This is a genomic window from Streptosporangium sp. NPDC006007 (assembly GCF_040614315.1).
Lineage (GTDB): Bacteria > Actinomycetota > Actinomycetes > Streptosporangiales > Streptosporangiaceae > Streptosporangium.
The window spans coordinates 63,094-83,578 of the sequence record NZ_JBEXUG010000026.1 but is presented as its reverse complement, the minus strand read 5'-3'; the positions used below and the strand labels follow the sequence as shown (position 1 = coordinate 83,578).

Genomic DNA, 20,485 nt, shown 5'->3' with positions numbered 1-20,485 from the left:
TCCGTCTCACGGTCCCGGATCGACGAGTTTGACGCCGACCCCGTGGACGGTCTGCAGGTAGCGAGGCCGCTGAGCGCTCTCCCCCAGCTTGCGGCGGAGCCAGGACAGGTGCACGTCGACGGTCTTGTCCGCGCCGCCGTACGCCATTCGCCAGACCTCGGTGAGCAGTTCCCGCCTGGTGACGACCTGCCCGGACCGGACCGCGAGATAGTGCAGCAGGTCGAACTCCTTGGGCGTGAGACCCAGGAGGACCCCGTCGAGGGTCGCCTCGCGTGCCGCCGGTTCGACACGGAGGCCGCCGACCGTCACGGGGGGCATGCCGTTGTCGGCCTCCCTGCCCCGGCGGAGCACGGCCCTGATCCGGGCGTCCAGCTGGGCACCGCCGAACGGTTTGACCACGTAGTCGTCGGCCCCGGCGTCCAGCGCCCGGACGATCTCGCGCTCATCGTCACGCGCGGTCGCCACGATGACCGGAACGGCGCTGACGGCTCGCAGCATCCGCAGCACCTCGCAGCCGTCCAGGTCGGGCAGGCCGAGATCGAGAACGACGAGGTCGGGCCGGTCCTCCACCGCCCGGGTGAGTCCCTGCATGCCCGCGGAGGCGGAGGTCACGGCATGCCCGCGCTCGGTCAGCGCGCGGATCAGCGCGGACCGGACCAGAGGGTCGTCCTCGACGAGCAGAAGATGCGCCACCGTGCCCTAGCCCCTCCACCGAAAGCCTTGATTAACAGCACAACATAAAAAAATGTACTTTATAGATAGATGGTTCTAGAAGTTGGATGTTCATGTGATGAATCGACGCGCACTGCTCGGCCTGGGGAGCTGGCTCACCGCGGCGGCCCTCACCGTGGTCGCCGGTACCTGGGCGGTGTCCTTGATCGGTGCCGACCTCACCGGCCAGGAGGTCAGGGTCATGACGTCGGGCGAGGTCGAGCGCGTGCTGGCCGGCGCGAGCGGCGGCCCCGTCGCCCAGCCTCCCTCCCCCCCGCCGGGCGCGGCCGTCAGGAGCTTCTCCTATCCCGAGGGTTCCCTGATGGCCGCCTGCAAGGCGGGCCGGGCCTCCCTGTTCTCGTGGAGTCCCGCCCAGGGGTACGGCGTCGACGAGGTTGAAGGCGGTCCCGCGCCCATCGCCTCGATCGAGTTCGAGTCCGACGACCACCGGATCGTGGTGGAGGTCACCTGCCCGTACGGGACGCCCAGCGCGACGATCCGCCCCGACGACGATCACGAGTCCGACTGAGATCGTCTCGGGCCCGGCTCATCCGGACGGCGTCCGGCCCGGCACCGTCTCCGCGCCGGGACCGGCCCGGTACGCGACGGCTCAGGCCCCGGCGCGCGGCGGCCCCGGCCGGGCCGGCGAGGAGGCCTCTTCGGCGGGCAGCCAGGTGGCACGGTGCGCCGCGGGGGAGCCGCCCGGGAGGCGGACCGTGGCGGACGGCCCGGCGGCCAGGTCGAGAGCGTCGAACACCAGCAGTTCGGCGCGCCGGTGGGCGTCGTCGTGCGCGAGGGCCAGGATCCAGCCGTCGCCCTCGGCGTCCCGCTGTCCGCCGAGCGGACCACGGGCCGGTCGCGGCACGAAGACGGGAGGGTCGACCCGCCGCCCACCGCCGAGCTCGTAGGTGTGGGTACGGCCCGCCACGAGATCGTGGCGGAGCAGGACCGCCCCGCGTGGCCGGTCGTGAGAGCCGAACACGTGACGGTGCCTGCGACCGCAGACCCGCTCGTCCACCAGTGCCGTCTGGTGGGCCGCGCTCAGCGGTCGCTCGCGGACGGCGCCGCCGGCCAGGTCGAATGTCAGGCGGCGCAGGTGCGGCGGCGCGGGCGTGGGGGCGGTGTCGAAGGCCCTCGGGTGCCACACCGCGTCCAGGACGACCCGGTCGCCCTCGTCGTAGGCGTTCACCGCCCGGGAGATGTGGCAGGGGCCGATCCGGAACCAGCGCGGCTCCGCCGTACCGTGCCGGGGGAGAAGACCGACGCGGGCGGGCCTGCCCGGCTGCCAGGTGTAGGGGAGACGCGCGCCGACCAGGGCCGCCGCGTGGTGGTAGACCACGGGCAGGTCGAACACGACGACGTACCGCTCGGTGAGCGCGACCGCGTGCATGAGGGGTGCGCCGCCAAGGGCGAACGGCCGGGCCCGCACCACGGTGCCTCCGGGGCAGGCGACCAGGTGCTCGGCCTGTCCCAGACCCGGATGGCCGGCGACCGTGTGCCACCGCCCGGTCGCCGGGTCGCGGATCGGGCGGGCCAGCGTGACATGGCCGGAGAGATGACCGGGGGCGCGCGGAGCCGGCGTGCCGTCGGCGTCGGCGGCACCGTGGGCGGCGCCGTCGGGGAACCGGAGTGAGGGGGCCAGGGCCGGGACCGGCCCGAGCGCGGTGCCGCCTGGCGCCGCCGCCGTGGCGCGGTGCCTGCGGGCGGCGCCCGCGCCCAGCCTGATGCCCGAGAGGACGAGCCCGCCACCGGCCCGGCCCGTTCCCGCCGGATGAGGGAAGGTCTGGAGGAGGCACCCGTCCAGGTCCGCGGGGAGCGCGCCCTCGATCGGCAGACGTTCCTCCTGCGCCGGGTCGCGGATCGCCGGGGAGGCGAGTGCCGTTACCGGACCGGGTGCGCGAGCTGGGGCGGCCATGCCGATCGCCTCCTCGGGGCGAGGCCGATAAATACCATAACAGTGTTGTGGATAAAACATATCGCTGTTATGTAATACTGTCAAGATGAGTCCTCGTCGGGCCGACCCCACGATCCGGCCGGTGCTGGTTGACATCGCCGCCCGGCTGCTGGCCGAGGAGGGCCCCCAGGCCCTTTCCACCCGGCGGCTCGCCACCGAGGCGGACAGCTCGACGATGGCGGTCTACACCCACTTCGGCGGGATGAGCGGGCTGGTGCGCGAGATGGTGCGCGAGGGGTTCGCCCGCCTGCATCACCACCTCACCCGCGTACGCCGGACCGGCGACCCGGTCGCCGACATGGCCCTGCTCGGCAGGGCGTACCGGTACAACGCGCTGGCCAACCCGCACCTGTACGCGGTGATGTTCGGCGGATCCTCACTGGCCGGGTTCTCCCTCACCGAGGAGGACCGCCAGCACGGGCGCTACACCCTGGGCAACGCCGTGGAGTGCGCGACCCGGTGCTTCGCGGCGGGCCGGTTCCGGGCCGGCGACGCCGAGCTTGTCGCGCACCTGATGTGGAGCGCGATCCACGGGCTGGTCGCCCTCGAACTGGGCGGATACCTGATCGCCCCCTACGACGCCGACCGGTGCTTCGAGGCGCAGCTCGCCGGCCTGATGGTCAGCTCCGGCGACACCCTGGAGGCCGCCGCCGGTTCGGTGGCGGCCTCCAGGGGCCGGATGCGCGACGAGGTCGAGGCCGTGCGGACGGAACCGGCCGCGGACGGGTGACGCCGGCCGCCGCCCCGGCGGCCCACAGGCGTGCCCGGCTCTGTGTCCGCCCAGCCGGGAGCGGCCGGCGAGGCTCCCCCGCCCGGCGATCAGAGCGGCATGTTGCCGTGCTTGCGCCGAGGCGGCGTCTGGCGCTTGTTCCGCAGCATGGCCAGCCCTCGCGCGATCGCGGACCGCGTCTGCGCCGGGTCGATCACGTCGTCGACCAGTCCCCGCTCCGCCGCGTAGTGCGGGTGCATGAGCTGCTCGGCGTACTCGGCGACCAGGTCCGACCTGAGCCCCTCGGGGTCGGCGGCGGCGGCCAGCTCCTTGCGGAAGATGACGTTCACCGCGCCCTCGGCGCCCATCACCGCGATCTCGTTCGTCGGCCACGCCAGCGACAGGTCACTGCCGATGGAACGGGAGTCCATCACGATGTACGCCCCGCCGTACGCCTTGCGCAGAATGACCTGGATGCGGGGCACGGTCGCCTCGCAGTAGGCGTACAGGAGTTTGGCACCGTGCCGGATGACGCCCGCGTGCTCCTGCTCGGTGCCGGGCAGAAAGCCCGGCACGTCGACCAGCGTCACCAGCGGGATGCCGAAGGCATCGCAGAACCGCACGAACCGTGCCGCCTTCTGCGCCGCGACGGCGTCCAGCACACCGGCGAGCACCATGGGCTGGTTGCCGACCACGCCGACCACCTCGCCGTCGACGCGGGCCAGCACGCAGATCACGTTGGGAGCCCAGCCCTCGTGCACCTCAAGGAACTCCTCGTCGTCGACCAGTTCGGCGACGACCGACCGCATGTCGTAGGGCTTGTTCGGCTCGACCGGCACGATCTCGGCGAGCCGGGGCCGGTGGTCCATGGCCGCCTGGCACGACGGCGCCCTGGGCGGCGGATCCAGGTTGTTGCCGGGGAGCAGCGAGATGAGGTGGCGCACGTCCTCAAGGGCGCTCTCCTCGTCGTCGTGGACGAAGGTCGCCACCCCGGACAGCCTGCCGTGAACCTCGGCGCCGCCGAGGTCCTCGTGGCTGACGCGCTGCCCGCTGACCGCCTCGACGACGTCCGGCCCGGTCAGATACATCTTCGCGGTGTCGCGGACCATGAAGGTGAAGTCGGCCAGGGCCGGCGAGTAGGCCGCCCCACCGGCGCAGGGGCCGAGCACCACGCTGATCTGCGGTATCACCCCCGAGGCCTGGACGTTGCGGCGGAATATCCCGCCGTATCCGTCGAGGGCCATCACCCCCTCCTGGATCCGGGCGCCTCCGCTGTCGTTGAGCCCGATGAGCGGAGCCCCGGTGGCGATCGCCAGGTCCATCACCTTGTGGATCTTCGACGCGTGCGCCTGGCCGAGCGACCCGCCGAAGACGGTGAAGTCCTGGGCGTAGACGAACACCCGGCGACCGTCGATGGTGCCGGATCCGGCGACCACGCCGTCGGTGTGCGGGCGGTGCTCACCGACCTTGAGGCCGTGGGCCTGGTGGCGGCGGTACATGTCGATCTCGGTGAACGACCCCTCGTCCAGCAGCAGGTCCAGCCGTTCCCGCGCCGTGCGCTTGCCGAGCGCCCGCTGCCGGTCCACCGCGCCCCGGGAACCGGCGGCGATCCGGCCGCGCAGACCGCTGTGCCGCTCCCGCAGGAGGTCCATCGTCCGCACCGCCCCCGGCGGCGGGTCCCGCGGAGGATATCTGTTCACATGGCCGGAACCGCCGGAACCGCCGGTGGGATCGGAGGGGTCGCCGTCGGCGTGCCGCCCGGTCTCCGTCACCGGCCCGGCGGAGGCGTCGGGCGCGGGGTCCGTGAGGTCCGGGATCAGGGGGGCGGTGTCCGGCGCGGGGGGCCGCCGGTCGATCAGCTCGCTCATGGTGACGTCTCCGGTCATCGCGCCGTCACCGGCGAGGGGTCCGCGCCGGCCGTGCCCGCCCGCCCGGCCGACAGGTGGCCGTTCCCGTACAGCCGGCGCACGGTGTCCCCCAGGGTCTCGGCGACGGGTCTCGGGGCGACGCCGGACGGGGCCGGGGCCCGGCCCACCCCGGACGGCTCGCGCACGAGCAGACGGACCCGGTGGGCCGCCCGCACGGACGCCGCGGCCGAGTGCGCACCGACGAACCCGATACCGCCTGTCACGCTCACCGGCATCAGAAATACCTCGCTCATGGGCGGAGTCATTAGGCGTTTCGCACCAAGCGTGCACGAACGGAGATCCCTCTGTCTTCTCCAATTGTGCTTTTACCCGACCGGAGTTACCCTCCATCGGGGGGCGAATCCGACAATCCAGCAATCCGGAAGATGGGCACGGTGAATTCGGGTTGCCACGGTTGGCGGCGGCGTGACAATAATCTCCATTACGGACATTCAGCGATGCGGCTCAATTCGAGAGCGGAGGTTTCCGCATGGTGTCTGAGGCGGCTTCGGCGGGTCGCTTTCCCGGCGGGATGGCGACCGTCAACGGGTCCCATCACCGGACCGGACTGAACATCTTCCTGCTGATCGTGCTGGCCCACTGGGCCGAGCACGTGGTGCAGGCCGTGCAGATATACGCCCTGGGCTGGCCGGTGCCCGAGGCCCGGGGCGTGCTCGGCCTGCCCTTCCCGTGGCTGGTGACGTCCGAGTGGATGCACTACGGCTACGCACTGATCATGCTCATCGGTTTCATCCTGCTCAGGAAGGGTTTCACCGGCCGGGCCCGTACCTGGTGGAACATCGCGCTGGGCATCCAGGTCTGGCATCACCTGGAGCACCTGCTGCTGCTCCTGCAGGCGCTCACCGGCAACCACCTGCTGGGCAGGCCGGTGCCGACGAGCGTCATCCAGCTCCTGGTCCCCCGCGTCGAACTGCACCTGTTCTACAACGCGATCGTCTTCGCGCCCATGGTGGTGGCGATGATCCTCCACCGCCGCCCCACCGCGTCCGAGCGCGCGATCATGAGATGCACCTGCGCGCCTGCGCCCGCCTGACGGGAGCGCGCCCGCGCGGCGGGGCGCCCCCGTGCCCGCCGGCCCCGTCCGCCCCTTAAGGGGCGGACCGAAATTCACGGAAACACTCCCGCTCACGTCTCCCGCCGGATATCGGCGGCAGGCGCATCGGTCCGGGCCGCGTTAACGGCCCGGACCGTCGCGCGTTCTCGGCGTCTCCGTCGCGCGGCACCTCGGCTCTGGGCGTTCGGGCTCTGAAACCGGACCGGGAAATTGACATGAGAATTTCTCACGAGTAGCGAAAGAATGGCCGTTTCCCCCGCACTACGCCGGGGTGTCCACCGGCCCCTCCGCCATCCGGCCGCCCAGCCGCCTGGCCGCGGCGAAGGCCGCCCACGAGGTGAGCTCGATCAGGGCCGCGTCGTCCGAGCCGGCGGCCCGGAACGCCCGAACCGCGGACGGGCCGACCTGGTACGAGGTCAGGGCCGTCAGCAGGGCCAGCCGCCCGGCCGGACGGTCGGCGGCGGGCAGGCCCGACACGGCGTCCTCGGCCCATGCCCGGCCGAGACCGGCGGGGCGGCCGTCCCAGGCCGCCAGCCGGGTCGCGACAAGGTCGCGTACGGCCTCGGGCACCGAGTGGCGGCCCGCCGCCTCGACGGCCTGTGCCGTACGGGCGAAGGCACCGGCCACGCCCGGCGCGCCGGCCGCCCAGGACAGGTCGGCGGGCAGCGGTGCCGCGGGCAGCAGGTCCAGCGAGGCGCCCGGCGCCCGGCCCTCGCGGGCCGCGGGCCGCATGAACCAGCCGAGCGCCCGCATGAGGCCGCCACGTGCCGCGGCGGGCACGCGCGGCGGAAGGGGGGTGTCGTCCAGAAACACATTGACCATGCGGTTGAGATAGTGAAAGGTGACCGCCACGCCCACGAACTCCGCGGTCCGCCCGGCCGGGAACGGCCTCCCCCGCCCGGCGGCCTCCTCCCGCGTCCCTCCCGTCCGCGCCCACGCGGTGATCGGCGCGAGGCGCCCCGCGGCCTCCCTCCCCCCGATCAGGCCGCGCAGCGTGGCACCGTGCACCCCCGCGCAGTAGGGGCAGGCGTTGCCGAGCGACACCCCGGCCGCGACCGCCTCCCTGGCGGGGCGGCCGGCCGCCCCGCCGGCCAGGAGCGTCTCCCGCAGCATCATCCAGCAGGCCGCCAGGAGCGCCGGTGCGGGCGAGTGGAGGGCGACGGGCGGCGCGAGCATGCCGAACTCCCGCTCGCACCGCGCGTAGACCTCGGCGACCGGTCCCCGCGCGGCGTCCGGCCGTACCGGGGAGACGTGGCGGATCTGGCCGAGTGACCTCCGCAGCGCCGCCCGGACAAGCGTCCCGCCCATCGCGTGCCCCCTCACTCGGCTACCTGCGCGCCAGACCGGGCACGAACGGCAGAGCCCCGCGCCGTCCGCTCGTGGCGCCGTCCGGTGACGGCGCCCCGTAGACGACCTCCACACCCCGCTCCCGCGCGGCCCCCACGATGGCCGGGATCGCGCGTTCGGCCAGCGCGGCGATGGTCAGCGCCGGGTTGACCGTCAGCGCCCCCGGCACGGCCGAGCCGTCGGTGACGAAGATGCCCGGATGGCCGCGCAGCTCGTGACGGTCGTCAAGCGCCGAGGTGCTCGGATCGTCGCCGATGCGGCAGGAGGCCAGCGGGTGCACGGTGTAGGCGCCCACCACGTCGTTGGTCCACGGCATCACCCGAGACAGCCCGTCGCGCTCCATGATGTCCCGCACGTCGGCGTCGGCCTGCGCCCAGCCGCGCAGCGTGTTCGCGGTCGGCCGGTACCGGATCGGGCCGCGCCCGAGCATCTGCTGGGAGATGCGTACCGCGTTGCCGGAGGGCGGGGGTGGCCCGAAGACCCCCTCGTTGTCGTCCTCGCTCATGGTGAAGATGGTGAGCCACGACTGCCAGCGCCGTACGATCTCCTTCTTCTCCGCGCCGAACCAGGTGGGACCGGTCGCGTCGGGCACCTGCGCGAGGATGGTGCCGAAACCGGGCGGGAAGTAGAGCTGCTCCAGCGAGTAGCGGGAGTACTCGGGCAGCGAGCCGTCCAGGCGGTCCCAGCTCGCCACGCACGGCCCCTTGCCGATCTGGGACGCCTCGTAGGCCGCTCCCCCGCCACGGGTCAGCCCGAGCAGGTCGCGGACCCGGTCCTCGTTGAGGATCGCGGTGTTGAGCCGTTCGCCGTTGCCGGAGAAGTATCTGCCCACGGCGGTCGGCATGGCGCCCAGGGCGGCCGCCGAGCGCTGAAGGATCACCGGGGTGGCTCCGGCGCCGGCCGCCAGTACAACGATCTTGGCGTCGATCGTCCCGCTCCCGGTCTGCACCCGGTAGTCCTCGTCGTCGACGACGCCGTAGTGCACCCGGTAGCCGCCGTCGCCGGTGCGGGACAGGTGCTGCACCTCGTGCATCGGCCGGATCTGCGCCCCGTGCGCGACGGCCGCGGGCAGGTAGTTGAAGAGCAGGGAGCGTTTGGCGTCGAACCGGCAGCCGGACATCATCCAGTTGCAGTTCGTGCACTTGTCGCCGTCGATGGCCACCGGCACCGGGTTGGCCGTGCGCCCGGCGTGCGCGCACGCCGCCGCGAACAGCCCGCCCGAGTAGGTGACCGAGTCCCAGCCCTGCCTGGTCACCGGGAGCGCCTCGGCCACCCGGTCGTACCAGGGGTCCAGGATGTCGCGGGTGATGGCCGCGGGCCACATCCGCCTGCCGATGTTCCCCCGGCGCTCGAAGACGAACCGCGGCGCGCGGGGCATCGCGGCGAAGTACACGACGCTGCCGCCGCCGACGCAGTTGCCTCCGAGCAGGCTCATGCCGTCGCCCAACACGAAGTCGAAGATCCGCGTGTAGGACGACCCGAGCTTGAAGTCGTGGTCGAAGTCCTCCCCCTGCAACCACGGCCCGCGTTCGAGCACCACGACCCGGGCGCCGCCTGCCGCGAGGTGGTAGGCCGCGATCGCGCCGCCGAAACCGCTGCCGACCACGAGGACGTCCGTGGTCTCCGTGGCGCTCACGCGGGGCTCCCCGTCGAGGTCGTATCCGGATGGAGGCCGGCCAGCCTCCGCCCGTAGGAGTAGTCGGGGAAGCGCCACAGGCCGTCGGCGTCCGGCTTGGCGAAGCCCATCGCCGCCAGACCGGGGTGACCGGCGGCGATGGCGTCCAGGGTGTGCATGTGGGCTGCGGTGTCGAAGGCCATGTTGCTGAACAGGGCGACGCTGACCCAGAGCTCCCGCTCCGGATGACCGGGAGCGGTGAGTATCCCCACCAGGGCGGTGCGGTGGGAGAACGACAGGGCGACGAACGGCGGCGGGGTGGTGCCGAGGTCGAGCCCGCACTGGGCGGCGTAGCTCCGCGCGTGCTCGTTCAGCAGCCGGGCGAAGTCGCCCAGCGCGGGTGCCAGCCCGGTCGCGGGCGTCTCCAGCAGCTCGACGGCGCCGGCCACCACCGCGCCACCGCCCGTCACGGCGCCGGCGATCGCCTGGTCGTCCGGTGAGCGCTTCTCACCGGGGACGATCGTGTCCGCGAACGCCTCCAGCGTCATCGTCCTGGCCTGCTCTTCGTCTGGGATACCCGGTTGCACCGGCGTTTCCTCCTGTCGGCGAGGGAGTACGGCTTGTGCCGCCGAGAAGTCGTCGCGTCGGCCGAACCCTCGTTTCACAGACGGGATCCGGCGGCGGGCGGGGCCGGCACGACCCTCGCCCGGCGAGATCTGTGAGCAACTGTGAGCAAATGAACTCACATATCAAATTCGGTTCCGGTCGGCTCCATCGTCCGAGTGTGGTCACGGGTTGCGCATCTTCTGAATTGCCGTCCTGTCAACCCTCTTTCCGCACCGTTTTTAGCAGCGCACTAATACCCCATTAATGACACTCACAACCTAGAGTAGCAGCTCAGACACAGGGAGCACACATTGCTGACACAGTTGACAGCTGTCAGATGTTGATTTAGAAATATTGTTGCCGATCATTTCATTAGCCGCTCGACAGGGATAAAAAAACCCGTGCGGCGGCAAATCCACACGGCAAAGAATCACACCGGGACAAAAGGGCGATTCAATGAATATTTTTCACGTCGTTCATGTTGATGAATTTTCAACAAATGGAGAGGTGCAGTGGAAGAGGCTCTTGAGAAAGCTGTCAGGCGGGTTATCGAGACCATGCGCGAACACCTCGGCGACGAGCTCACCATCGACGACATGGCCCGCACCGCCATGTTCAGCAAGTTTCATTTCTCCCGGGTGTTCCGGCAGGTCACCGGTATCTCCCCCGGACGGTTCCTGTCGGCGCTACGGCTCCAGGAGGCCAAGCGGCTCCTGCTTTCGACCTCATTGAGCGTCGCGGACATCAGCATCCAGGTTGGTTACTCCAGCGTCGGCACCTTCAGTTCCCGTTTCAAAAGCTGCGTGGGGCTCGCGCCCACCACATACCGCCGGCACGGTGGTTTCGCCCCGCTGATCTCCACCGGTGACCGGCCCGGTGGCAAGGAGACACGGCCGGCGTCCGTCCAGGGCAGGGTCTGTGCGCCGTCGACGGAGCAGTGCGGCCTCATTTTCGTCGGACTGTTCCCCACCTGCATCCCGCAGGGCCCCCCGGTGCGGTGCGCCGTGCTGCGCCGTCCGGGACCGTACGCGCTGGACGACGTCCCCCAAGGCGCCTGGCATCTGCTGGCGCACTCGGTGGCCCCCGGCAACGAGAAGAGCATCGGCAACCTGGGCCGGGACCAGTCGGTGTACGTCGGCGGCTACGGACCGATCACAATAAAGCATGACATCGTGGTGAAACCCGCTGATGTTCAACTACGACCGATAGACACCCTCGACCCTCCCGTTCTGCTCGCCCTGCTCGACGTACGACTGGTGGCGCTCAACTCGGTCGCGAGCTGACCCTGTGACCTGTCGGAGCACGGCCGCAGCCAAGGAAGCCTGCGGCCGTCGTCATCTCACCGGGTGCACCGTCATCGGCAGCCCGCCGCGCATCCGGAGGGAGAGCATGGGCTCGGCGACAGCCTCCCGGCCGGGCACCCCGACCAGCCGGAGGTCCCGCGCGATCATCGCGACCACGAAGACGGCCTCCATCATGCCGAGACTGTTGCCGACGCAGAACCGGGGCCCCGCGCCGAACGGGATGTAGGCGTACCGGGGGCGGGCCGGGGCGTGATCCGGATCGAAGCGCTCGGGGTCGAAGCGCTCGGGGTCCTCCCACAGGCCCGGGTGCCGGTGCAGCGTGTAGGGGCAGATCAGCACGTCGGAGCCGGCCGGCACGTGATAGGCGCCGACCTCGTCGTCCTCCTGGGCCTGGCGCGTCAGGATCCACACGGGCGGGTAGAGCCGCATGGCCTCCTCCACCACCATCGCCGTGTACCTCAGCCGGCGCAGATCCTCATAGACCGGCAGCCGGTCGCCGAGCACCTCGGCCGCCTCGCCGTGCAACCTCGCCCAGACCTCCGGATGCCGGTCGACCAGGTGGAAGGTCCAGCCCAGCGTGCTGGCCGTCGTCTCGTGCCCGGCGAGGAGCAGTGTGATCAGCTCGTCCCTCATCCGCTGCCGGCCGACCCGGCCGTCGCGCTCCCGCCGGGTCGAGACGATCAGACGGGAGAGCACGTCGTCGCCCTCCTCGCCCCGGCGCGCCGTACGCTGGGCCACCAGCCGGTCGACGACCCGTTGCAGCTCCCTGCGGGCCCGGCGGAAACGCAGCTGCTTGGGCAGGGGAAGCCACATCGGCACCGCGCCCAGCGTCACCATCTCGAACATCGCCTGGTCCTGCACGGCCTCGAACGAGTGCGCCACCGAGCCGAAGGCGCCGAGGTCGGCGTCGAGCAGGGTACGGCCGAGCACGCCGAGGGTGAGCCCGGTCATCTCCTGGAGCACGTCTACCGGCCGACCGTCCCGGTGCGCCCGCAGCCGGTCCACCAGGCCGGCCGCCTCCTCGGCGACGGCCCCCGCCTGCTGGGCGATCCTCCGATGCTGGAACGCCGGCTGGATCATCCGGCGCTGCTCGCGCCACAGCTCTCCCTCGCTGGTCAGCAGCCCGTCGCCGAGGGCTCGGCGGGCCTGGGCCAGGCCGATCCCCTTGTGGTAGTTGGCGCTGTTGTCGGCCAGCACGTGCTTGGCGTGGTCGGGATGGTTGAAGAAGTAGAGCGTCTTGGGCCCGAGGGAGATCCGGACCGCGTCGCCGTACTCCGCCGCGGCCGACGTCATCAGCGCGAGCCGGTCGCGGGTCAGCTTCACGAACAGGCCGAGCGCCGCCCTGCGCGGCGGCCCGGGCGGCACCGGGCCGGTGCCGGGGAGCGGAGACGATCTCGCCGGTACGGCCCCGGCACGTCGTCTGGTCAGGCTCATCGAATACCTCCAGCGTGGAGTCCCCGGGCTCAGGCCCCGGGGGAGGCGCGGCGCCGGGGCGACCCGGCGGTGTGCGGGGCAGGTCAGGCCCTCACCTCACTCCGGTCGGGGATGATCCGGCGGAAACTGCCGTGGAAGAACAGCAGGGCCTCCCGGTCGTCCTGCTGCTCCAGGGAGAGCACCCTGCCGATGAAGATCGTGTGGTCGCCGCCGTCGTGGGTGCGCCACAGCTCGCACTCGAACCTGGCGAGGGTGCCGGTGAGCAACGGCGCGCCGGTGAGGTCGCCGGGCAGCCAGTCGACGGCGTCGAACTGGGACGGGCCCAGGATCCGCCGGCGGTTGGCGAAACGCCGTGCCACGGACTCCTGGTGGGCGGCCAGCACGGATACCCCGAAGGAGCCGGCGGCGGTGAGGCGGCCGTGCATGACCCCGCTGCGGCCGACGCAGACCAGCACGAGCGGCGGGTCGAGCGAGACCGAGGTGAAGGAGTTCGCGGTCATGGCGTGCGGGGTGCCGCCGCCGACGGACACCACGGTGACGCCGGTGGCGAACTTCCCGAACGCGCGTCGCATCACCTTCGGGTCCGTCACGTCGCCGGACGGCTCAGGACTGACGCTCATGCTGCTCTCTCCATCGGGCCCGCGCCTAGGACAGGTAGGGTTCGAGGGCGCGGGTCAGCGCCTCGGGGACCCTGGCGGGGACGGTGCGGCTGTTGGGACCCCGCATGCACGCCACCCGCTGCCGGCCGCGGGCGATGAGCGTCTCCCGTTCGCCCAGGTCGAGCCGGACGTAGTCGAAGCCGAACTCAAGCTGGGTCTGGGCCAGGTCGATCAGGCGCATCCTGATGGCGAGGTCGTCGAAGGCGGTGATCTCGGAGAAGAACTCGCAGTCGACCTTCAATGTGAAGAGTTTCAGGTCGGCCTGGAGCTCGGCGAGCACGTCCGGCGCGCGGAGTTTCAGGAACATCTCCCGGCAACGCCCCTGCCAGCGCAGGTAGTTGACGTAGTAGACGTTGCCCACGATGTTGGTCTCCTCGAAGCCGACCGTGTGCAGATACTCGAAGTAGTTGCCCATGGCGGCTACGACCGCCCCTCGGTGAGGACCGCGAACACGACGGGGCCGGAGACGTCCCGCAGAGCCGTGAGGAGTGTCGCGATCCGCGACGCGCCGGAGGCGAAGACCGTCCAGGGGCCCTGCCCCGCCGGGGTCCAGGTGAGCGGGGCGTCCGGGGGGAGACCGGCCTTCCGCAGGCACTCGACGGCGGACCACACCCGCGTCGCCGCGGCGTCCAGGCCTCCGCCGAGTTCCACGGCGACCAGCTCGGCGAGCCGCAGGCGCGAGCCGAGCAGCCCCTCCCAGGTCAGCGCCGGACGTTCGGTCACCGCCTCGACGTCGCAGCCCACGGTGCCGGCGGCCGTGACGCAGAGGGTCACCCCCGCCCCGTGGGACGCCGAGATCGCCTGACCGCCGTCGATCTCAGGCCGCCCGTCCGGACGGTAGCGGATCTCGGCCGGGTGACCGAGGGCACGCCCGGCGGCCACGGCGGTCCGGGCGCGGCGCTCCCCCGGGCCGTGCGGCTCGACGGCGACCGCCACCCGCGTGCCGAGCACGTCCTCCAGCGCGCGTTCCAGGTACGGCCCGAGCAGCGGAGCCACCCACGGCCCGCGCCCGTCCCCCTTGCGCACGGCCCGCAGGCGCAGCCCCTCCCACCGCTCGACGACCTCGCCCGCGCCGGTGCGCACCGCGATGTCGTAGACGTAGGTGTCGCCGTCGCGGCGCCGTTCGGTGGCGCAGTAGCGCAGCTCGCCCGCCTCGGCCAGCGCGGCCCCGCCGGGGTACACCCGCTCGATCCCGGCCGGCAGCAGCGTGGCGTCCGGCACGCACACCTGGTTGCCGTGCATCAGCGCGTCGCGCATGCCGGGGTCGCCGAGCAGCAGCTCACCGGGGAGGAAGCCGGAGAACCAGTCGGCCGCCTCCCACGCCGCCACGTCCGCGTCGACGTGCCGGGCGGCGGCCCGATGATAGCGGCGGAGCCGCTGGAAACGGCCGCCCTGGAAGAGGACGCCGCCGTACAGGTCCGCCACCGGGTCCAGCGGCACCACCGGCAGGCCGTCGCCGGCCCGGTCCGGCGGCCCGCCGGGCGCCGCGGCGCCGGGGAAGCGGAGCGTGGCCCGGAAGTGGTCGGCGTCGAAGCCGGTCTCCGCGCTGCGGACGGCCACCTCGACGGTGTCGTCGTCGGTGACGGTCGCCGCGATCCGGATCGTCGTGGTGCCGTCCGGCGGCACCACGACGGGCCGCGGGAACTCCGCCCCCTCGATCGTCGGCGGCCCGGCCCACCCGGTGGCCGCGACGGCGACCTGGGTCATCGCCTCCATGCCGAACACCGCGGGGAAGAGCAGGTTGCCGTCGAGGCGGTGGTCGGCGAGATAGAGGTCGGTGCCCGCGTTCAGCTCCACCTCGGTGACCAGTTCGACACCGTGGTAGCGGATCAGCGGCCTGCCGACGAAGCGCAGCAGCGGCAGCGCCGGCAGGTCGCGGCGGACGGTGCCGACGCCCTCGGTGCGCCCGCTGATCACCACCACGGTCGGCGCGTCGGGATCGGCGACCAGCCGCCGCATGATCCGCACCCCCTGGTCGGGGGTGATGGGGGCGACGCCGTCACGGGACAGGGTCTCGACGACCGCCAGCCGCTCGCCCATGCCGACACCGGACCAGACCGACCACTCCATGCACAGGGTGCGGCAGCGCGGGTGCCGTTCCGCCACCTCCTGGGTGAGGCTCGCCAGCCACTCGTTCGCGGTGGCGTAGTGCGCCTCACCGCGGAGCCCGGCCCGGCCGATGATGCTGCCGAACGTCACGAGCAGCCGCAGCCCGTCCGGGTCGATCGCGTCGAGCACGGCCCGCAGTCCGTCGACCTTGGGGGCGAGGGTGCGGCGGAAGGCGGCCATGTCGAGGCCGGCCAGCGCGCCCGGCTCGTTACGGCCGGCGCCGTGCAGCACCGCGGTGACCGGCCCGGTCTTCCGGGTGGCCGCGGCGACCGCTTCACGCACCCGGCAGGGATCCGTGACGTCGGCCCTGGCGTATTCGACGGTCACACCGGTGTCCGCCATCCGCCGCAGGTTGGCCGCGAGCTCCCGATCCCCCTCGGGGTCGGAACGGCCGAGGACGATCAGTGCGGCACCGCTGTCGGACGCCAGCGCCAGCGCGCACTCCGCGGTGATGCCCTTGCCTCCACCGGTCACCAGGAGCACGTCGGAGTCGTGCAGCGGCCGGTGGGTGCGGGCCGGCCGTACCGGCATCGCGCGCAGAGTCGGCACCCGCCGTACGCCGTGGCCGTCGTAGTGCGCCTCGGCGTAACGCGTGGTCGCCGCCACCTCGGTGACCACCCGGCCGGCCGCCTCGGGCGTCACCGGCGTGTGCACGACGGTGACGCGCAGGTGGGGCGCCTCCAGCGAGAGCGTCCTGGCCAGGCCCGCCGCGCCCCGGCCGTGCTGGACCAGGACGAACCGGCTGCCGGGACCGGCGACGGCGGCCTTCGCGCCCAGCAGCGCCTGCTCCAGGTCCTGTTCGGCGCAGTCCGGGGGCAGGCAGACCAGGACTCCCCCGCCCAGGTTCGCGCGCTCCAGCTCCCGGCGGAGCCGTTCGGCGAACGGGTGGTCGCCGGCCGCGTGGAGCCGCCAGGGACCGTTCCCCTCCCGTACCCGCGCCACCGGCGGCGGCAGCTCGTCGAGGTCGAGTGCGAAGGGCCTGGCCCACGCGGCGGCACCGGTCACCGTCGGGGCGGGTCCGGCGTCGGCGGCCCGGTCGGTCTCGGCCAGCGTGTCCAGCGCCTCGGCCAGTTCGAGCACGGTCGCGGTGGCGAAGTTGGTCGGGGCCTGGGCCGGCGACAGGCCCAGGCCCCGGGCCGCCTGGTTGACGATCTGCCCCACCGTGATCGAGCTCAGGTGCAGGTCGTCGAGGAGGTGGCTGTCACCGCGCACCATGTCCACCGGCAGCTCGGCGCGCTCGGCCGCCAGCCTGCGCAGCAGGTCGACGGCGGCCTCACCGGTGCTCCGCCGCGGCGGCGCCTCGACCGCGGTGACGGTTCCGACCACGACCGGGACCGGGGCCGGCGGTACCTGCTCGCAGGGGCTCTCGAAGAAGGCGAACTCCGCGCCGATCCGCAGGGGCCGGGTCAGCCGGCCGTGGAAGAGCGCCTCGGGCGCGACCGGGACGCCGGCCACGTAGGCCGCCGCGACCACTCTCAGCAGCCCCGCCAGCGACTCGTCGTCGGTGTCCAGCGCGACCGAGGGCACGTCGGTCACCGCGCCGACCAGCCCGCTGAGCACCCGTCCGGGGCCGACCTCGACGAACAGGTCGATGTCCTTGGCAGCCAGCTCCACCGCCTGTCCGAACAGTACGGGGTCGGTGATCTGCCGGCGCAGCAGTGCCGGAATGTCGGTGTCGGCGGGCAGCGCCTCCCCGGTGACCGTGGAGACGACCCGGAGCCCGACCCTGCCGAACTCCTCGTCGGCCAGCCGCTCGCCGAAGGCGTCGGCGGCGTCCGCCATCAGCGGTGAGTGGAAGGCGTGCGACACCTGTAGCGGAGTCCACTGCACGCCCTCGGCCACGGCTCTGCGGCCGACGGCCCGCACGGCGTCGTCCGGCCCGGCGACGACGGTCTGCTCGGGCCCGTTGTAACCGGCGATCACGACGGGCAGACCGGCCATGAGGGCGGTGACCCGGTCGGCGGAGGCGGCGATCCCCGCCATGGTGCCGGAGGCGCTGCGGGCGGCCATGGTCCGGCCCCGGACGGCGGCCACCCGGAGCAGGGCCTCCTCGTCCATCGCGCCGGCCCACCGCAGCGCCGAGATCTCGCCGAGGCTGTGGCCGACCGCGACGCTCGCCTCAAGGCCGAGGACGGCCAGGGCGCGCAGCCCGGCCATCGAGCCGGTGACGATGCGCGGCTGCGCGACCGCGGTCGCGACCATGTCGCCGTCCGCGGGCAGTGCCGCGTTGAGGTAGATCTCCTCCGCCTCGGCGAGGCGCCGGCGCAGCGCGCCGCCGCTGGTGCCCCGCCCCGACCCCTGGCCGGGAAAGAGGTAGCCGATCCGGCCCGGCCCGCTCACCTGGCCGAGGAAGCCGCGGCCGTCCGCCGCGAACAGCGGGATCTCCCCCGTGTCGAGGGCCTCCAGCACACGGCGCAGCCGCCGCTCGGCGTCCTCGGGTGAGGAGACGACGACGGCCGCCCGGTAGGGCCGGCCGGTCAGCTCGCGCTGGAGCGCGGCGGCCAGGTCCGCGAGCTGGGCGTAGGACAGGCCCGGCACGAAGTCGAGCAGCCGCACCAGGCGCTCCCGCAGCTCCGGTGGCGACCCCCCGTCGAGGAGCAGCAGTTCCACGTCCTGGACCGAGGAGACCAGCGCCCTGGTGCGGGTGTCGAGCGAGACACGCCGGCGGGAGGCCTCGGAGGTGTCCTTCTCCAGCACCACGTGGGTGTTGATGCCGCCGAATCCCATGGCTGTGACGCCCGCGCGCAGCGGGGCGCCGACCGGCCACGGCTCCGCCCTGCGCAGCACCCGCAGCCGCGCCGTCTCCTCCTCCAGCACGGGATGGGGCTCGACGCAGCCGGTGGTCGGCGGCAGCACCCGGTGGTGAACCGCCATCGCGGCCTTGATCAGGCCGGCCACCCCGGCGGCGGCCTTGGTGTGCCCGATCAGCCCCTTGATCGAGCTGATCGCGGCCCGGGAGCCCGCGGGACCGGCCGCGGCCCTGGCCAGGGTGAGCGCGGTGAGCTCGGTCCGGTCGCCGACCTCGGTGCCGGTGCCGTGGCCCTCGAACATGGCCACGGTGTCGATGCCGAACCCGGCCCGCCGGTAGGCGCGCCGCAGCGCCAGCCGGTATCCGGCGACCTCGGGCCGGGTGATGCCGCCCTTGCCGTCGGAGGAGACGCCCCACCCGGCGATGGTGGCGTAGACGCGGCGCCCGGCCTCCCCGGCGTCGTCCTCGCGCATCAGCACGACCATCCCGCAACCCTCACCCGGCCAGAAGCCGTTGGACCGGCGGTCGTAGAGCCGCATCTCGCTCCTGGCCAGGGCGCCGGTCTTGGCGAACCCCACTATCTCGAACGGGTCGATGGACAGGTCGACCCCGCCGGCGATCGCGACGTCGACGTCGCCGTCGAGAAGCGTCCCGCAGGCCGTGACCACCGAGAGCAGCGAGGAGGAGCAGGCGCCGTCCACGGTGTAGCCGCCGCCCTTGAGGTCGAAGTGGTTGCAGATCCGCCCGGCGATCGTGTTGGACAGGCCGCCCGCGAGGGTGTCCTCGTCGGGGACGGGGAACGGGCTCTTGTAGGTGACCTCCAGGTCGTCGAGGAACCCGGCCAGCGCGTCGTCACCCCACCCCTGCCCCTTGAGCGCGGCGGCGACCGTTCGGCGTACGTACGGCCAGCGCAGCCGCATCAGGTTGGCCCGGGCGAACTCACCGGTGAGGGTGTTGCCCACCACCACGCCGGTGCGTTCCCCCGGCAGTCCCTCGCCCCGGGGGAAGCCCGCGTCGGCCAGGGCCAGCGCCGCCGTGTCGAGCGCCAGCCAGTGGGTCAGGTCGGTCGAGCGGTAGGTGCTGCCGGCGATCTTGTAACCGATCCGGTCGAACTCGTAGCCCTCGATGACCGCCGCGTTGCGCGCGTAGAAGCGGTCCGGGGCCGCGGGGTCGGCGTCCCAGTAGTCCTCCAGCCGCATGCGCGCGTCGGGCAGCCGGCGGAAGGCGCGGCGTCCGGCGAGGACGTTCTCCCACAGTTCCCTCGGCGACGCGGCATCCGGGTAGCGGCACGCCATGCCGACGATCGCGATCCTGGTCATACCGAGGCGACCTCTTTTCCGGTGCTCGGGGGGCCGGAGGCGTTCTGGGCGATCGCGTCGCCGGCCGTACGGTGTTCCTGCGCCTCGCGCTGCTCACGCGCCCGGTCGACCAGGTGGAGCGACCAGAGGAAGGCGCCGCGGATCAGGCAGACGGTGGCGGTGGCGAAGAAGAGCCCGTAGGGGATGTGCACGGCGGTGTAGAAGCCGTAGGTCAGGGCGACGCCGCCGCCGAAGGCCATCTGCGCCGCCGGCCGGGACGGGCTGGTGCCCGGGTCGGTGATCATGTAGTTGCTGAAGAGGATGAAGGCGACACCGGTCATGGTGCCCAGCGCCCCGGCGATGGAGGTGTCGAAGAAGACGCCGCGGACGATCGACTGGAGGGCGAAGCCGCCCACCCAGGCGGCGATCAGCCACATCCGGCCGGTGAGCTTTCCGTTGATCATGCTGCCGCCGAGGATGATGAGCCCCGGGATGAGCCAGTCGATCCAGGTGTCGACGTTCTCGGTGAAGTGGTAGGGCGGCGCGATGCTGGCCCAGGGCAGGATCAGCAGGATGACGGCGATGCCGAAGTTCGACGGGTTCATGAAGTGCCGCAGCCTGCCGCGTACCGGAGCCCGCAGCACCCACTTGGCGCCGACCGCGACGGTGACCCCGAAGACCAGTACCAGCACCTGGTCGTTGACGTAGATCAGCATGTTCATGGCGAGGCTGGTGATGTGGGCGGGGTAGAGGAACTCCATGAGGCCGCGCACGCCGTTGCCCGCGAAGCGCGGCGCGCGCCCGTCCACCCGGGCCGCGATGTACTCCAGCCCGATCTCCACGGTGTAGCCGACGGCCAGGGCGACGAAGGGCCACAGCCAGGGCTGCTCGAACCCGAGGAGCGTGTAGCCGACGATGTTGAAGACCGTGATCGACATCGCGAAGTTGCGCAGCGCGATGGTGACCTTCGGGTCGTGACGCGGGACGGCGGGCGTCTTGTCAGACATG

At 72.3% G+C, this 20,485-nt stretch carries 16 protein-coding genes; 4 read left to right on the top strand and 12 right to left on the bottom strand.

Translation table 11 applies throughout. The features are described 5' to 3' along the window. Positions 1-6: 6 nt before the first annotated feature. Entirely contained in the window at positions 7-693 is a 687-nt protein-coding gene (locus ABZ194_RS20485) for a response regulator transcription factor (protein WP_355598458.1), read from the bottom strand. Between the two features lie 97 nt (positions 694-790). Between ABZ194_RS20485 and ABZ194_RS20480 the strand changes: the two genes are divergently transcribed. Next, positions 791-1,240, top strand: coding sequence for a hypothetical protein (locus ABZ194_RS20480; protein WP_355598456.1), 450 nt, complete (start codon positions 791-793; stop codon positions 1,238-1,240). 81 nt (positions 1,241-1,321) lie between these two features. On the opposite strand, the gene ABZ194_RS20475 is transcribed toward ABZ194_RS20480, so the two are convergent. Continuing rightward, complete coding sequence (locus tag ABZ194_RS20475; RefSeq protein ID WP_355598454.1) at positions 1,322-2,626, bottom strand: carotenoid oxygenase family protein; 1,305 nt, start codon at positions 2,624-2,626, stop codon at positions 1,322-1,324. Positions 2,627-2,711: 85 nt separating this feature from the next. Here ABZ194_RS20475 and ABZ194_RS20470 point away from each other — a divergent pair, with 85 nt between their 5' ends. Further along, entirely contained in the window at positions 2,712-3,395 is a 684-nt protein-coding gene (locus tag ABZ194_RS20470; RefSeq protein WP_355598452.1) for a TetR/AcrR family transcriptional regulator, read from the top strand. Positions 3,396-3,484: 89 nt separating this feature from the next. On the opposite strand, the gene ABZ194_RS20465 is transcribed toward ABZ194_RS20470, so the two are convergent. After that, on the bottom strand, positions 3,485-5,260 hold the full coding sequence (locus ABZ194_RS20465) for an acyl-CoA carboxylase subunit beta (RefSeq protein WP_355598450.1): 1,776 nt from the start codon (positions 5,258-5,260) through the stop codon (positions 3,485-3,487). Then, a complete protein-coding gene (locus tag ABZ194_RS20460) occupies positions 5,257-5,535 on the bottom strand; it encodes a hypothetical protein (RefSeq protein WP_355598448.1) in 279 nt (92 codons plus the stop codon). The genes ABZ194_RS20465 and ABZ194_RS20460 overlap by 4 nt, the downstream gene beginning before the upstream one ends. A gap of 236 nt (positions 5,536-5,771) precedes the next feature. Between ABZ194_RS20460 and ABZ194_RS20455 the strand changes: the two genes are divergently transcribed. After that, positions 5,772-6,335, top strand: a complete 564-nt coding sequence (locus tag ABZ194_RS20455) for a hypothetical protein (protein ID WP_355598446.1) — start codon at positions 5,772-5,774, stop codon at positions 6,333-6,335. 282 nt (positions 6,336-6,617) lie between these two features. Here ABZ194_RS20455 and ABZ194_RS20450 read toward each other — a convergent pair whose 3' ends face one another. From ABZ194_RS20450 to ABZ194_RS20440, 3 genes are read right to left on the bottom strand one after another with little or no spacing between them, the layout of a single operon-like run. Beyond that, complete coding sequence (locus ABZ194_RS20450; RefSeq protein ID WP_355598444.1) at positions 6,618-7,664, bottom strand: carboxymuconolactone decarboxylase family protein; 1,047 nt, start codon at positions 7,662-7,664, stop codon at positions 6,618-6,620. Between the two features lie 19 nt (positions 7,665-7,683). After that, a complete protein-coding gene (locus ABZ194_RS20445) occupies positions 7,684-9,339 on the bottom strand; it encodes a GMC family oxidoreductase (RefSeq protein WP_355598442.1) in 1,656 nt (551 codons plus the stop codon). Continuing rightward, entirely contained in the window at positions 9,336-9,905 is a 570-nt protein-coding gene (locus ABZ194_RS20440; protein ID WP_355598440.1) for a DUF5987 family protein, read from the bottom strand. Before ABZ194_RS20440 ends, ABZ194_RS20445 begins: the two co-directional genes overlap by 4 nt. 531 nt (positions 9,906-10,436) lie before the next feature. Between ABZ194_RS20440 and ABZ194_RS20435 the strand changes: the two genes are divergently transcribed. After that, a complete protein-coding gene (locus ABZ194_RS20435; RefSeq protein ID WP_355598438.1) occupies positions 10,437-11,207 on the top strand; it encodes an AraC family transcriptional regulator in 771 nt (256 codons plus the stop codon). 51 nt (positions 11,208-11,258) lie between these two features. Here ABZ194_RS20435 and ABZ194_RS20430 read toward each other — a convergent pair whose 3' ends face one another. The 5 genes from ABZ194_RS20430 to ABZ194_RS20410 form a co-directional block, all read right to left on the bottom strand. Continuing rightward, complete coding sequence (locus ABZ194_RS20430) at positions 11,259-12,662, bottom strand: cytochrome P450 (protein ID WP_355598436.1); 1,404 nt, start codon at positions 12,660-12,662, stop codon at positions 11,259-11,261. 83 nt (positions 12,663-12,745) lie between these two features. Next, on the bottom strand, positions 12,746-13,282 hold the full coding sequence (locus ABZ194_RS20425; RefSeq protein WP_355598434.1) for a flavin reductase family protein: 537 nt from the start codon (positions 13,280-13,282) through the stop codon (positions 12,746-12,748). Between the two features lie 25 nt (positions 13,283-13,307). Then, complete coding sequence (locus ABZ194_RS20420; protein WP_355598432.1) at positions 13,308-13,736, bottom strand: acyl-CoA thioesterase; 429 nt, start codon at positions 13,734-13,736, stop codon at positions 13,308-13,310. A 5-nt stretch (positions 13,737-13,741) separates the two neighbouring features. Beyond that, a complete protein-coding gene (locus ABZ194_RS20415) occupies positions 13,742-19,498 on the bottom strand; it encodes a type I polyketide synthase (protein ID WP_355598430.1) in 5,757 nt (1,918 codons plus the stop codon). After that, a complete protein-coding gene (locus tag ABZ194_RS20410) occupies positions 19,495-20,484 on the bottom strand; it encodes an enediyne biosynthesis protein (RefSeq protein WP_355598428.1) in 990 nt (329 codons plus the stop codon). The genes ABZ194_RS20415 and ABZ194_RS20410 overlap by 4 nt, the downstream gene beginning before the upstream one ends. Between the last annotated feature and the right edge of the window lies 1 nt (position 20,485).

Coding starts and splice junctions, on each gene's coding strand:
- ABZ194_RS20480 (WP_355598456.1), top strand. CDS start 791: ATGAATCGACGCGCACTGCTCGGCCTGGGGAGCTGGCTCACCGCGGCG.
- ABZ194_RS20475 (WP_355598454.1), bottom strand. CDS start 2,626: ATGGCCGCCCCAGCTCGCGCACCCGGTCCGGTAACGGCACTCGCCTCC.
- ABZ194_RS20470 (WP_355598452.1), top strand. CDS start 2,712: ATGAGTCCTCGTCGGGCCGACCCCACGATCCGGCCGGTGCTGGTTGAC.
- ABZ194_RS20465 (WP_355598450.1), bottom strand. CDS start 5,260: ATGACCGGAGACGTCACCATGAGCGAGCTGATCGACCGGCGGCCCCCC.
- ABZ194_RS20460 (WP_355598448.1), bottom strand. CDS start 5,535: ATGAGCGAGGTATTTCTGATGCCGGTGAGCGTGACAGGCGGTATCGGG.
- ABZ194_RS20455 (WP_355598446.1), top strand. CDS start 5,772: ATGGTGTCTGAGGCGGCTTCGGCGGGTCGCTTTCCCGGCGGGATGGCG.
- ABZ194_RS20450 (WP_355598444.1), bottom strand. CDS start 7,664: ATGGGCGGGACGCTTGTCCGGGCGGCGCTGCGGAGGTCACTCGGCCAG.
- ABZ194_RS20430 (WP_355598436.1), bottom strand. CDS start 12,662: ATGAGCCTGACCAGACGACGTGCCGGGGCCGTACCGGCGAGATCGTCT.
- ABZ194_RS20425 (WP_355598434.1), bottom strand. CDS start 13,282: ATGAGCGTCAGTCCTGAGCCGTCCGGCGACGTGACGGACCCGAAGGTG.
- ABZ194_RS20420 (WP_355598432.1), bottom strand. CDS start 13,736: ATGGGCAACTACTTCGAGTATCTGCACACGGTCGGCTTCGAGGAGACC.
- ABZ194_RS20415 (WP_355598430.1), bottom strand. CDS start 19,498: ATGACCAGGATCGCGATCGTCGGCATGGCGTGCCGCTACCCGGATGCC.
- ABZ194_RS20410 (WP_355598428.1), bottom strand. CDS start 20,484: ATGTCTGACAAGACGCCCGCCGTCCCGCGTCACGACCCGAAGGTCACC.